General features: G+C 56.5%; 9 protein-coding genes. 2 read left to right on the top strand and 7 right to left on the bottom strand.

Annotation, left to right across the window (positions count from 1 at the left end; translation table 11 throughout):
* Positions 1 to 2: 2 nt before the first annotated feature.
* Genes ACTCIA_RS11900 through ACTCIA_RS11890 form a run of 3 tightly spaced genes read right to left on the bottom strand, consistent with a single transcriptional unit; the run spans position 3 to position 3833 of the window.
* On the bottom strand, positions 3 to 848 hold the full coding sequence (locus tag ACTCIA_RS11900) for a 50S ribosomal protein L11 methyltransferase (protein WP_463002040.1): 846 nt from the start codon (positions 846 to 848) through the stop codon (positions 3 to 5).
* Positions 845 to 2263, bottom strand: coding sequence for a GTPase/DUF3482 domain-containing protein (locus tag ACTCIA_RS11895; RefSeq protein WP_463002039.1), 1419 nt, complete (start codon positions 2261 to 2263; stop codon positions 845 to 847). The genes ACTCIA_RS11900 and ACTCIA_RS11895 overlap by 4 nt, the downstream gene beginning before the upstream one ends.
* A gap of 1 nt (position 2264) precedes the next feature.
* A complete protein-coding gene (locus ACTCIA_RS11890) occupies positions 2265 to 3833 on the bottom strand; it encodes a DUF2868 domain-containing protein (RefSeq protein WP_463002038.1) in 1569 nt (522 codons plus the stop codon).
* A 370-nt stretch (positions 3834 to 4203) separates the two neighbouring features.
* On the opposite strand from ACTCIA_RS11890, the gene ACTCIA_RS11885 reads away from it, so the two are divergent.
* Positions 4204 to 5133, top strand: a complete 930-nt coding sequence (locus ACTCIA_RS11885; protein WP_463002037.1) for a PHP domain-containing protein — start codon at positions 4204 to 4206, stop codon at positions 5131 to 5133.
* Here ACTCIA_RS11885 and cls read toward each other — a convergent pair.
* The 3 genes from cls to ACTCIA_RS11870 are packed head-to-tail and all read right to left on the bottom strand — an operon-like array spanning position 5124 to position 9451.
* The gene (cls, locus tag ACTCIA_RS11880) at positions 5124 to 6563 is read right to left on the bottom strand and encodes a cardiolipin synthase (protein ID WP_463002036.1); all 1440 of its coding nucleotides are present in this window, start codon (positions 6561 to 6563) and stop codon (positions 5124 to 5126) included. The two genes, ACTCIA_RS11885 and cls, sit on opposite strands and share 10 nt — an antisense overlap.
* A 6-nt stretch (positions 6564 to 6569) precedes the next feature.
* On the bottom strand, positions 6570 to 8696 hold the full coding sequence (locus ACTCIA_RS11875; RefSeq protein ID WP_463002035.1) for a DEAD/DEAH box helicase: 2127 nt from the start codon (positions 8694 to 8696) through the stop codon (positions 6570 to 6572).
* Entirely contained in the window at positions 8696 to 9451 is a 756-nt protein-coding gene (locus tag ACTCIA_RS11870; RefSeq protein WP_463002034.1) for an ATP-binding protein, read from the bottom strand. Before ACTCIA_RS11870 ends, ACTCIA_RS11875 begins: the two co-directional genes overlap by 1 nt.
* 172 nt (positions 9452 to 9623) lie before the next feature.
* Here ACTCIA_RS11870 and ACTCIA_RS11865 point away from each other — a divergent pair, with 172 nt between their 5' ends.
* Entirely contained in the window at positions 9624 to 11624 is a 2001-nt protein-coding gene (locus tag ACTCIA_RS11865; protein ID WP_463002033.1) for a peptidase U32 family protein, read from the top strand.
* Between the two features lie 53 nt (positions 11625 to 11677).
* Here ACTCIA_RS11865 and ACTCIA_RS11860 read toward each other — a convergent pair whose 3' ends face one another.
* Positions 11678 to 12553 (bottom strand): methylenetetrahydrofolate reductase, encoded by an 876-nt coding sequence (locus ACTCIA_RS11860; RefSeq protein WP_463002032.1) that lies wholly within the window; start codon positions 12551 to 12553, stop codon positions 11678 to 11680.
* Positions 12554 to 12953: the final 400 nt, after the last annotated feature.

Below are 12953 nucleotides of genomic sequence, written 5' to 3'. Positions count from 1 at the left end.
CTTCAGGGCCTTTTTTGGATTGCAGCAGCGCACCAGCCGTTTTCCTCCAGGGTGCGCAGCAGGTCAAAGCACGAAGAATCATATGTTTTTAAAAGCTCCGGCTGCTCGCTGGGCCGGAATCCCGAAAAAATCATCACCGCCCCGGGCGCGGAAATTTCCGTGACTGCCTTGTGCATCCGGACAAGGGTGGGGTAGCGGAGGTTGGCCAAAACCAGATCAAAGGGCGGCAGTCCCGGGCTGTTTTTTTCAAGCGCTGTGATGCTGTCAAAAATCTCCATCCGGTCGGTAAGGCCGTTTAAGGCAGCGTTTCCGGCGGCCTCGGCCCGGGCGCAGGGGTCAATATCGGTGCCTGCGGCCCGTGCCGCGCCCATGAGGCAGGCCGCGGCTGCCAGCACCCCGGAACCGGTGCCGATATCCAGTACCCGGCAGTTTTGGGCCGGTTTGGGTAAAATATGATCATGAAACGTCCAGGCCGCAAGTCTTAAGGCCATACGGGTGGTGGGGTGATCGCCGGCGCCGAATGCCGCCCCGGCCTCGATGCGCACCACAATCTGTTCCGGCCGGGGAGTGATCACTGCGTCCGGCGGCGCCAGAATCACGCCGCCGCCGGTTTCAACAGGGCGCTTATAGGAAATTTCCACAAACGTGTGGCCCAGAAACTGGGTATAGGTCAGCCGGTTTTCGGCCATCAAGGCTTTTACAGCCAGGCGCGCCGCTTTTCTGGAAACCTTTTGCCGGGCGCAGACTTCCCGTTCAAGGTCCATGGGGGTGTATTTGCTGCCGGCCCGGCCCACCATGTCCATGATGCGTTGCCTGATGTTGTTTTCTTCATCCCGGGGGGTTGTCATGCGCGTGAAATCTCTTTTAACAGTTCCCGGATCATGCTTGAAAATTCCCGCACCGCCTGTTGTCCCGCGGCTGTGCCCTTTTGCCGGATTTCCTTGAAAAACCGTTGGGAGATTTTTTTTTGCTCCCGGCTCCATTTGGCGCTCAAAAATTTTGTTACCCCGGCATCCGCATCATTTCCCGTCTCCGGCCGGTCGCGCCGGCTGTGGGCCCAGTTGATGACATGCCAGAAATAAATTAGGCTCCGGTCTATTATCACGTAAAGCAGTTGATCGTTTTTCACCGGACCGGCCTGGATCCGTATGCCGCCCAATGCCTGGCCCTTGATTTTGGCCCGGGAGATTTTCCGGGTTCCCCATGCCGCTGATCCCGCCCCCAGGGCTCCGCCCAGGGCGGTAAACACCCCAAAGGTCAGTCCGGCCAGGGCCAGATCCGCCTTGGCACCGAGGCCCGCACCGATGCCGGCTCCCGCCCAGGCCATCTGATTGCGGGTCAGGCCCAGGGCCTTTAATGTTTTTTCAGAAAACAGGTCTGTGCCGGCCAGGGACTGGGGGGGCAGGTCATAGGAGAAAATATTGTGCTTGAATCTTTTTTTGATCCGGTGATGGGCTTTTTTTTCCATATCCGCCACCTGCTGCCGGTATTGGACAACCAGCTGTTTTTCAGCCGCTTCTGTGGCAGAAGCATCATGCACGGTTTTTTTTGCACGGTACTGGAGCACCGAAGCCAGCAGTTCCGTGATAATGGCCGCAGTTTGCTCCAGGCGCGCATGCCAGTCGGTTTCAAAGGCTTCAGTGACCCGATGCAGAGTCTCATCCCAGTCCGGATCAATGGCTCTGAGGCTTTTGAGCAAATCCATGCGCTCGGCAAAGCTCGCCCGCTGGGCGTCAAAAATGCGGATGATGTTAAAGTGCATGCGTGCAGCGGTTTTCCACTCCTCGATGTAGTCGCCGTGCTCCCGGTCCTTGGTGTTGATTACGGTCATGCGGGGTGCGCCGGTCAATCGCAGGATATCCATTTCCAGCCGGTCGGCCGTGCGCACCGGCCGGGTGCCGTCAACCACGAAGATCACCCCTGCGCCCGCGGCCAGCGGGGTGAGCAGCCGGCACTCGTGGGCAAATTCCGCATTGGTTTCATGGGCCCGGATAAAGTCGTCAAGCCAGGGTTTTTCCGGATCCGCGTGCTGGGAGATCCATTTGTGCGCGGCCCTGGGATTTTGAAATCCCGGGGTGTCGACAAACCGGATGACTTCCGCATCATCGATGAAAACCGGATAATCCCGGCATTGGCGGGTTTCACCCGGAGTCGGGCTCACGGGCACGGCGTCGTTTTCCGCAAGGGTGGCCACTACCGAGGACTTGCCCTCGTTGGGGTGGCCCAGTACGGCAAAAACCGGGATGTCTGAGCGTTTGGTCAATTTATCCTCCCAGGATTTCCACACGGACATACGGATCAGCCATGCCGTTGACCGCCTGCTGCCAGGTGGCCTGTTCGGTTTTGGCCGGCACGCCGGGCAGGGCGCCTGTTTTGTCCGGCTTGCCGATCAAAAAAAGAATCACGGATGCTGTAGGGCCGGCGGCACTGCGGATGCGGCGTATCCAGGCCAGGTTTTCCCGGATGGGCGGCTGCCAGGCCTCGATGACCACGGCCACGCGTACCTGGTTCATTCCCGCGTTTTCCAGGGACCGTGCCAGCTGTTGAACATCCTGGTCCGGATCACCGGTGGCCGATATGCCTGCGGCGGTTTTGAGACCTGTCTGGCTGCGGATTTTTTCGGCAATGGCGGAGATGTCCATTCCAGCTTCTTCAGGCACCATGAGCACAACAGAGCGCCCCGAGTCTGGCGGGGAGTTATGGGTCTGCTGCGGTGTTTCCGGGCCGCTACCGGTTTTAGTCCGGCCGCCAGGCTTTTGTGCGTCTGTCTGCGGACTGCGGGTTTCCACGTTCGGGGCGGTCATCTGAAGCCAGAGCCGGTCGCAGGGCCCGTGGGTGAAATGGAGCCGGGCCAGGTGCCTGCGCTGCTGCCACCATCCGAGGCCCAGCAGCACAACCCTTGGGACCAGGCCGTAAAATAAAACGCTGAAACACAAAAACGGCCACCAGGAGGCCATGTCACCAGAGGCCAGGCCATAGATGCCTTCTTTTAAAACTATTTTGCTGCCGGCAATCTGGGCCGCGGTGGGGTGCGCAGCAGGCGGCTCCAGAAACCATGCCCAGGGAGCGGCCAGAAATTCCACAATGGCATAAACCGTCTGAGGATCGGGCCGGAGGGTGGACTGCCATCCAAATGCCACGTCCGTCAATGTGATGCGCATGAGCATGGCGGCCAGAACCCCGAGATTAAAGGAGATGCCTGCGAGTTGGGCCGTGTTGAACACCGGCCAGAAGAAAATGTTTCCGTACACGGTCCGGCTTCGTCCCACCATGCCGACAACCTCCTGGAACCGGTTTTGCCGCTGCACAGACAGGTGCGGGGCGATCCAGCCCATGAGCCGCAGCGCCAGACGCCGGAGCAAAGCGCTGATGAGAAAATACAGGCCGTTTTTGCCAAAAGACGGGCGGATGCGGGATAGCACGGATGCGGCCGCCAGCAATGCCAACAGCAGGATCTGGGGGAAAAGCAGCACCCACAGGCATGTAAACACGTTGACCGGGGTGGTGCCGCCGTAGGAAAGAAGAGATCCGGCCAGTGCAGCACCGGCAAAAAACGCGGCAAAAAAAATGATCCATCCGGCCATGCGCATGGCCTGGGCATAGACCCGGCCCGGCAGTATTTCCTGGTTGTCATCAGCGCTCCGGCTTTGTCTCCGGGTCTGGAGCCAGTGTTTGAGCACGGATCTGCGGTCTGCGGTTTGCGGATGGCCGCTGACATATTCCAGGTAAATTCTGCGATCCATGGCTGCATCCCGGCCGTTGTCCGCATCAGCGCGCAGCCTGAGCAGATATTCCAGGTCCAGGAGGTCATGGATTTGCCATAAAGCGGCCATGGTTCCCAATCTAGTTTTAAGTTTTAAGTGTTAAGTGTTAAGTAAAACAGCGGGTTATTTTTTTAAACCTTGAACCTTGAACCTTGAACCTTGAACCTTGAACTTTGAACCTTGAACTTTGAACCTTGAACTTTGAACCTTGAACCTTGAACCTTGAACCTTAAACGAAGTTAGAAGCGATTTATCAAGATTTAAGGGTTCCGGTCTGGCAGCCAATTTAGCACAAACCCGGCATTGGTACAACGCAGGGATCACGCAAGATAAAAACGCCTTGTTTGTATGGGTGAAAACTGTTTTGAATCCGGCATTGTGTTTTATCAAAGCCTGTATTATAGTAAATAAGTTAATCTGATAAAGGAGCTGTTATCCATTGGGTTCTGCAAATAGTGCATCCGCCTGTGATGCCGCACAACCGTTAAATCCAAATCGTGTTCATTTTGCCCGGCCGGATCTTGATCGTCTCAGGGATAGTGCCACGGTGGTGGACATGCATTTTCACAGTCGGTATTCAGACGGTTTCAATGATATTGAAGCCATTGCCGGCCGGGTCCGAAAGATGGGCATCGGCATTGCCGTCACAGACCACAACGCCATTGGCGGTGCTTTGGAAATGGCCCGCCACAGGGATATCTTCAGCATCCCGGGCATCGAGGTCACCTCCCGGGAAGGGGCCCATCTGCTGGTTTATTTTTATGAGATCCATGACCTGGTGCGGTTTTACGAAAAGGATCTGCGGCCCTTTCTGGGAAAAGAGGTCATGTCATCGTGCGCCCTGTCCATGGAATCCCTGATTGCATGCGCCCGCCAGTACAAGTGCGTGATTGTGTTTCCCCATCCGTTTTCGGCGGCTTACGTGGGGGTCTGCAACCCCATGTTTTCCGGCATTCGCCAGCAGTACCTGCTGGCTTCCGCAGACGGCATCGAGGCCATTAATGCCGGCAACCTGCACAAGTGGAACATGGACAGCACATTGCTGGGATTTAACCTGGATGCCGGGCTGACCGGGGGCAGCGACGGCCACAACCTGTTTCAGTTCGGCCGGGCAGTGACCTGTGCGGCGTGCACAAAGGACCGGGCTGCGTTTCTCGACGCAGTGCTCGACCGGTCCACCCGGGTGGTGGGCAAGGAAATCAATATCCTGCGCAAGGTCACCTCCAATGGCATGAAGCTGCGCAGCAACTTCCGCAATTCATCCGAATTGTTCGGCAAAAACATCCGCTACGGATATGCCCTGATCCACAGCCGTTCCAGAAAGGTGCGCGATCGGATGCGCAGGCATGGCAAATCCGCTTACATGTAAGGGGAAAACAGCCACATCAGGGCATCGCGGGTTTTGGCGGCAAAGGAGCGGTTGTTGATATCCGCCAGATAAATCTGTCGGGAGCGCTCGATTTTTTCTTCCACATAGCCGGCAATGTCTTCCACCACGTTTGCGTCAAAAATTTCCACGTTGAGTTCAAAATTCAACTTCAGGCTGCGCGGATCCATGTTGGCCGAGCCGATCTGGGCGTAATGGCCGTCTGCCACAAAAAGCTTTGAATGCACAAACGGCGGGGGCTGAAAATAGATATTGGCGCCCCAGAACAAAAGCTCATAGAGCATGTTGTTGGTCGCCCACTGGATAAAGGGCAGGTTGTTGACCGAGGGCAGCACAATGTCCACCCGGGTGCCGCGCAGCACAGTGGTCTGGATGGCAGAGATCATCTCCACGGACGGCAGGAAATAGGGGGTCATAATCATAACGTGCTTTCTGGCCGTGGCCACCGCACCCACCAGGATGGCGGAAAGCTTGTCCACCGGTTCGCTGGGCCCGTCGGCAATGGCGCGGCACACGGCCTTTCCCCTTGAGACCGTAGGCGTTGCAGTGGGCTCCAGGGCCTGGCCCGTGCAAAACGACCAGTCCTCGATAAAGCTTTGTTCCAGCTGGCGAACGATGGGGCCGGTTAGGCGGAAGTGGGTATCGACAACCCGTTTGCTGTTGTCTTTGACTTCTGCCATGTGCCTGTTACCGATGTTCATGCCGCCTGTAAATCCCACGTCCCCGTCAACCACCAGGGTTTTTCTGTGGGTGCTTAAGTTAATATGCAGCATGGGCAGGGGAACAAGGCGCGGGGGCAGAAACCGGGTGCAGGGGATGCCGGCTTTTTCCAGAAGGGCGCTGGCCCGGGGCCGGGAATAAAGCTCTCCGAATCCGTCCACGATCACCCGCACCTCCACGCCCCTGGCCGCGGCCGCGGCCAGGGCCCTGATGATCTGCCTGCCGGCCGAATCCGTGTCAAAAATATAAGTGCACAGAAAAATCCGGTGCTCGGCGTTTTCCATGGCCTGGATCATGGCTGGATAGGATTGCTCACCGTTGTGGAGCAGATCAATGCGGTTGCCGCCTACAAGGGGCGCACGGGCAACATTGTCGGAGATCCGGGCGATATCGGATACCGCCCTGGAAACCTCCAGGTCCGCGGGCAGATACTTTGCGGTTTCTAGGGAATCGCCGCCCCCGGGTTCCACCCGGTGCAACGGGCGCTTGATTTCCAGTCTCCTGGCCCGGTTCCGGACCCGGTTGATGCCGAAAAGAAAATAAACCAGGGGGCCCGCAAAAGGAAATGTCAGGCAGACCGCCACCCAGACCAGGGCTGACTGGGGGGTGCGCTTGAAAAACAGGGCATGACCGGCAGACAGCAAAGAAAGGGGGATGTTTAAACCGACAATGATCCAGTTGAAAACAGACATTGATTCTTATTCGGCTTCGAGTGCCGGGACAATGGGGTCCCGCAGGATTTGCTCCATGGCGGTTTTCGCGCTCTGAGCGGCTTCCGGAAACACATTTTTTAAATTGCGGATATGGCGCAGGTTGTCTGCGGTGCGCATGATCAGCATGGCCAGATCGCCTTCGGCACTGTCCCACAAAGCCAGCACCGATTCCCAGTCCCGGCCCGCAGTCCAGTGATAAACGGTCATGGCCGGGCGCATGAATAAAAACGGCGCTGTAAAGCCTTTTGCGATCATTTCCTTTGCAAAGGGCCGCAGGCCCTCCCGGATGCCCAGGTAGGCCTCTTCCAGGGCTTCGGGTACATCCTTTGGGTGAATGCTGTCTTCGTCGGTTTCCCGCTCATTGACAAACGCGGCCATGATGGCTGCCAGAAGCGCCGGGTCGGATTGGGGAAACAGGTTTTGGCGAAAGCCCTCGGCCACCATCAGGGGATGGTCGATGCGCAGCTGGGAGGCCCAGATGCCGTCTTCGGTGAGCCGGTTGTCTTCTGCCACATAATCTTTCTGCTTTAAAAAATCAAGATGCCGGATAAATTCCGCCCACAAATGATCCATGTCCCGGATGCTGCCGGTCTGCTTTTTCTTTTTTTTGCGCCGGCTTTGAAACTGGAAATTGGCAAAGGACTTGTCCAGCAGTTCCCGCACCTGTTTGGGGGTATGGGAGAGAAGCAGGTTTAAGGTCATGGAGAAATTGATCTGGATCTGGCTGTCCACATCCGTGGGCTGGGCGTAAACAAGCCGGCCCACGTAGCGCGTGTCCATGAACCGGCCCGGAATGACCACGGCAAAGCCGATGTTGTCCATGCCCCGGCGGCCGGCCCGGCCGGTCATCTGGTGAAATTCCGTGGGATTAAGGGAAATAAACTCCCGGCCGTTGAATCGGTCCGAGTTGAGAAAGGCAATGGTGCGGGCGGGAAAATTCACCCCCGCGGCCACAGTGGAGGTGGCAAACACCGCATCCAGATAGCCTTCTGTCATCAAAGTTTCGATCACCAGTTTCCATGCCGGCAGCTGGCCGCTGTGATGGGCGGCCACCGCCTTGTGCACCAGATCGGGTATCTGCTTGTGATCGGCCAGGTGGGGGGCTTTTTCAATGAGTTCGGCCACCCGCTGTCTTCTGCCGGCTTTGCGTTCCGGGTCTTCGATCACCTTGTAATCAGCGCACAAAAGCAGGGCATTGTCGCAATCCGCCCGGGATTTCAGGAAAAAAATGGCCGGCAGGAGGTTGTATTTGCGAAACACGGCCAGCACATCGCCCATTTTTGGCAGGCTTGCGCCAAAACCGCCCCGTCTGGCATTGTTGGTGTTTTTTAAAAACTGGAGCACCTTTTTATACAGCCTGGCCCCGCCGCCTTTTTTGTCTTTTTTGTCCAGCAGGGGAAACAGGGTGCCGGAAGGATGGAGAAAAAGCGGATACAAGGGTACGGGCCGCTTTTTTTCCTCCACCACAAGACACTTGCGGCCCCGGATGGATTCCAGCCAGGCCGAGATCTGGCCGGCGTTTCCCACAGTGGCCGACAGCATCAGTAGCGGAATTCGTGCCGGCAGGTAGATCATGGTTTCTTCCCAGACCACTCCCCGGTTTTCGTCGCCCAGAAAATGGGCCTCATCCAGAACCACAAGGTCCGTGCCCAGGTCCTCGCCATGGTGCATGGCATCATAGAGCTGATTTCGCAAAATTTCCGTGGTGCCCACGATAATCGGGGCATCGGTGTTTTCCTTGCGGTCGCCCGTGAGAATGCCCAGGTTGTCAGCGCCGAAAATTTCGGCAAATTCGCAGTACTTGGAATTGGTCAGGGCCTTTAATGGCGATGCATACCAAGCCCGTCCGCCGGCATCAAAGATCTTGCGGATGGCTTCCACGGCAATCCATGTTTTGCCGGAACCCGTGGGTGCGGTCACCAGACAATCGCCCTTGTCCATGGCTTCCAGCGCCTGGATCTGGAACGGGTCAGGTTTAAACGGCCGCTTTTCCGGCCTGCCGATTTCGGCAAACACCTTTTTGAGTTTGGCGTCAGAGCCGGCCTTCAACGGCTGGCGCTTTGCCTTGGCCGGTCCGCGCCGTTTTTTCGGATAAGGGCGCTTTTCTGCCATCAGAGCTTTTCAATCATTTTGATGATTTCGGACTTGGCTGCAGAGTCTGCTTCATACGGGGACATGCCGCTTAGGTCCGCTTCGATCAGCGCGTCGTCAAAGGGCAGAAATCCCAGAAAGTCGAAATCCGGCAGGTGCTGCTCCAGAAACTGCCGGTCTTTTTCCCCCCTGATCTTGTTGCCCACAAGCGAAATCTTGTCCAGGCCGATCTCTCCGGCCAGCTGCTTGATGTGCATGGCCGTGTCAATGCTTCTGCGGCCCGGCTCCACCACCACGATCAGCCGGTCAACGGCCCGGGCCGTAGCCCGGCCCAAATGCTCGATTCCCGCTTCCATGTCCATGATGACGACTTCATCCCGGGCCAGCACAATATGGGTGATCAGGGCTTTGAGCAGGGTGCTTTCCGGGCAGATGCATCCGGCGCCGCCTTTTTTCACGCCGCCCAGGCGCATGAGCTTGATGTTGTCCAGCTTTGCCGAAAGCGCGTCCGGAAGATCGTCCACCTTGGGATTCATTTTGAAAAACCCGCCGATGCTGCCGGGCTTGGCCTCGGTGCGCTCATAGACCAGGTCCTTCATCTCCGAAATGGGCACGATCTCCTCTGCGCCTTCAATGCCCACGGCTGCCGCCAGGTTGGCATCCGGGTCCGCGTCAATGGCCAGGACCCGCTTGTTCTGCTCGCTCAGGGCCCGGATCAACAGGGCTGAAAACGTGGTTTTACCCACTCCGCCTTTTCCGCTTACCGCAATTTTCATATGGTTGTCCTTTTATGGCTATGAATTCATTTTTTAATTATAAATTGCGCTTCCATGCATTTTTTAATATCATTAAACGAGTTTGCAAACAAGTCCAGTCTGAAGGCCCGGGCTGCAGTCATTTGCAGTTTGGGCCAAGACATGTTCATCCCAATTGAATCGAAATTTTCCTATGACATCTGAAAAACCGGCTTCTGATACAAGAAAAACATCCAAAAAACCTGAAATTCTTTCCCCGGCGGGCAATCCGGAGTCATTTCTGGCGGCCCTGGCCGCGGGTGCGGATGCGGTTTACTGCGGGCTCAAGGATTTTAACGCGCGTATGGCCGCAGAAAACTTCACCATTGAGCAGCTGGGAAGGCTCACCCGGCTGGCCCATGAGCACGACAAAAGGGTCTATGTGGCTCTCAATGCCCTGATCAAGCCAGACGAACTGGCAGATGCGGGAAAGCTTGTCGATCACCTTTCCCGGCATGTCAGACCCGATGCGCTGATCATCCAGGATCCGGCAATGGTGGCCATTGCCGGGCAGACCGGATTTAAGGGCGAGCTTCATCTGTCCACCCTGGCCAATGTGACCTTTCCCGCGGCTCTGGATGTAGTGCGGGCCTTGCCCTCGGTCAGCCGTGTGGTGCTGCCCAGGGAGTTTTCCATCGACGAGATCAAGGCTGCTGCAGAAAACTGCCCTGATGAACTTTCCCTTGAGGTATTTGTCCACGGCGCCCTTTGTTACGGGGTTTCAGGCCGGTGCTACTGGAGCAGCTTTCTGGGCGGCAAAAGCGGGCTGCGGGGCAGTTGCGTGCAGCCCTGCAGGCGGATTTACAGCCAGGGCAAAAACCGCAGCCGGTTTTTCTCATGCCAGGACCTGTGGCTCGATGTGCTCACCAAGCTGCTGCTGGAAGTGCCCGCGGTATCCGGCCTGAAAATTGAGGGGCGCAAAAAGGGGCCTCATTACGTGTATTACACCACCGCCGCCTACAAAATGCTTCGCGATCATCCCGGCGACAGCGCTGCCCGCAAAACCGCCCTGTCGTTTCTGGACCAGGCCCTGGGAAGAAAACCCACCCATTACCGGTTTCTGCCCCAGCGGCCCTGGAATCCGGTTGACACTGATACCCAGACCGGCTCGGGCAATCTCATCGGCAAGGTCCAGGGCCCGAAAACCAAACCCTACATGGATCCCAGAGACGCCCTGCTGCCCGGCGATCTTTTGCGCATCGGATACGAGGACCAGTCCTGGCACCGCATCCTACGCATTGCCAGACACGTGCCCAAAAAGGGCCGGTTTTACTTAAATCTCACTGAAAAGGAACGGCCCGCCAATGACACGCCCGTGTTTCTCATTGACCGGCGCGAACCCGAACTGACAGCCGAAATCAAGCCCTTTGCCGACAGGCTTGAAACCCTGCCGGAAAAAAGCGTTTCCATGTCCAGGTTCAAAGTCCGACTGCCGGCTAAAACCCTGCACCGCCATCCTGTTGTGGAAATGCGGCTGCAGCGGGACCTGCCCGAAGAAATGCCCGCAAGCGCCAATACCGGCATCTGGCTGAGCCCGGAGATGAAGCCGGGCAAGCTGCCTCTTACCAACAGGATCTGGTGGTGGCTGCCGCCGGTGATCTGGCCGGATGCCGAAGCCGGGCTCCGGGCAGCGGTGACTGCGGCCGTGAACAAGGGATTTAAGCAGTTCGTGCTCAATTCGCCCTGGCAGATGGCCCTGTTTCCCCCCAAAAAGGGCCTGCGCATCTGGGCCGGGCCGTTTTGCAACATTGCCAACGCGCTTGCCATGGAAACCCTTGCGTCCATGGGCTTTTCCGGGGTGATTGTCAGTCCGGAGCTGGGGAAAACCGACTATACCCACCTGCCGGCCAGGGCACCGCTGCCCCTGGGTATTGTGATTTACGGCAACTGGCCTTTGTGCATCTCCCGGGTCAAGGCAGAATCCATGACCGAACAAAGCCTTTTTAAAAGCCCCAGGGGCGAGCATGCCTGGGTGGCGCGCATGGATGACAATTACTGGGTGTTTCCGGACTGGGCCGTGGATTTGACCGGTCACGGCCAGACCCTCGAAAATCTGGGCTACCGGGTTTTCGTGCACATGCACGAGCCCCTGCCGGCCGGGGTGCATTTAAAAAAGCGGCCCGGCAAGTGGAACTGGGACCACGGGCTGAAATAGGCCGGGACAAATGCACATTCGCCAGGCAGGGGCCTGATGGCGCGGGTTGGCTGCTAAAGCAGATTTTCTCCGCGCAGCCTGTCGATAATGGCGCTGGTGGATTTGCTGCGGTTCATGGTGTAGAAATGCAGCCCGGCCGGGTTGTGTTTTAACAGATCCCGGCACTGGTCTACGGCAAAATCAATTCCTGCCTGCAGCACGGTCTCCTTGTCCTTGTCTGTCACTTCATCGAGTTTTTTCTGCAGCGCATCGGTGATGGTTGCCCCGCATACCCTGCACAGGATATTGGTGAGCTTGACGGTGTAGACCGGCATGATGCCGGGAATAATGGGGATGGTGACCCCGGCGGCCCGGCATTTGTCCACGTAATCGAAAAAAAACTGGTTGTCGTAGCAATACTGGGCCACGACATACTCAGCGCCCTGGTCCTGTTTGAGCCTGAGGTATTCAATATCCTTGTCCAGGCTTTCGCATTCCAGGTGGCCTTCGGGATATCCGGCACATCCCAGGATGAAATCATAACGCCTTTTGATAAAGCCGATCAGATCCGAGGCATGGGCAAAGCTTTCCGGATGGGGTGTGAAGTTTTCATCCTTTGGCTTATCCCCGCGGATCACAAAAATGGTTTCCACCCCAAGGCCCTTGTAGTTGTCCAGCACCTCCGTGATTTCATCCGGGCCCAGCCCGTATCCGGCAATATAGGCCACAGTGGGCAGCTGTTTGTCCTTGATGAGCTTTTTCACCGTCTGGTAGGAACCGTCGCGGTTAGAGCCGCCGGCCCCGAAGGTAACGCTCATGTAATCGGGATTCCGGTCTGCCAGGGTATCCACGATATTGTCGAATTTTTCAGCAGCCGCTTCATCCCTGGGCGGGAAAAATTCCATGGAAACAACCGGTGCTTTGCCTGCATAAAGATCTGTAACGCGCATGAGTCTGTCCTTTCCTTTTTAAGATAATGCTCATAATTGATGTGAACAAAACATTACAGTATCTCTTATGGCTGTACATATGTCAAGCAATTCCTGGCGCTGGATTTTTAAGTGCAAATTCGACCACGGCTTGCTCTCAAGCCAACCGGGATTATGATATATTCAGGATGCTTTTTGGCTCATCGCCGATTATCCATAGGCTTTGATAGGAAACTGTCTTTTCTGCAGCCTGACGGGCATTAAAATCTGCAGGCCGACAACTTTCACCAAGAGGGGGTTGGCATGATCCGACTTATCACATTTACCTAAATTGAGCGTTTCAGATTTTTAAAAGCAATTAATTTTAAAGGATAACACCAATTTATATTTTAAAAACCTGAAACCCTCCGGGATTTCCAAT

Source organism: Desulfosalsimonas sp. (genome assembly GCF_055149105.1).
Note: the sequence above shows the minus strand (reverse complement) of the source record. Positions and strands in the feature narration are given on the sequence as shown.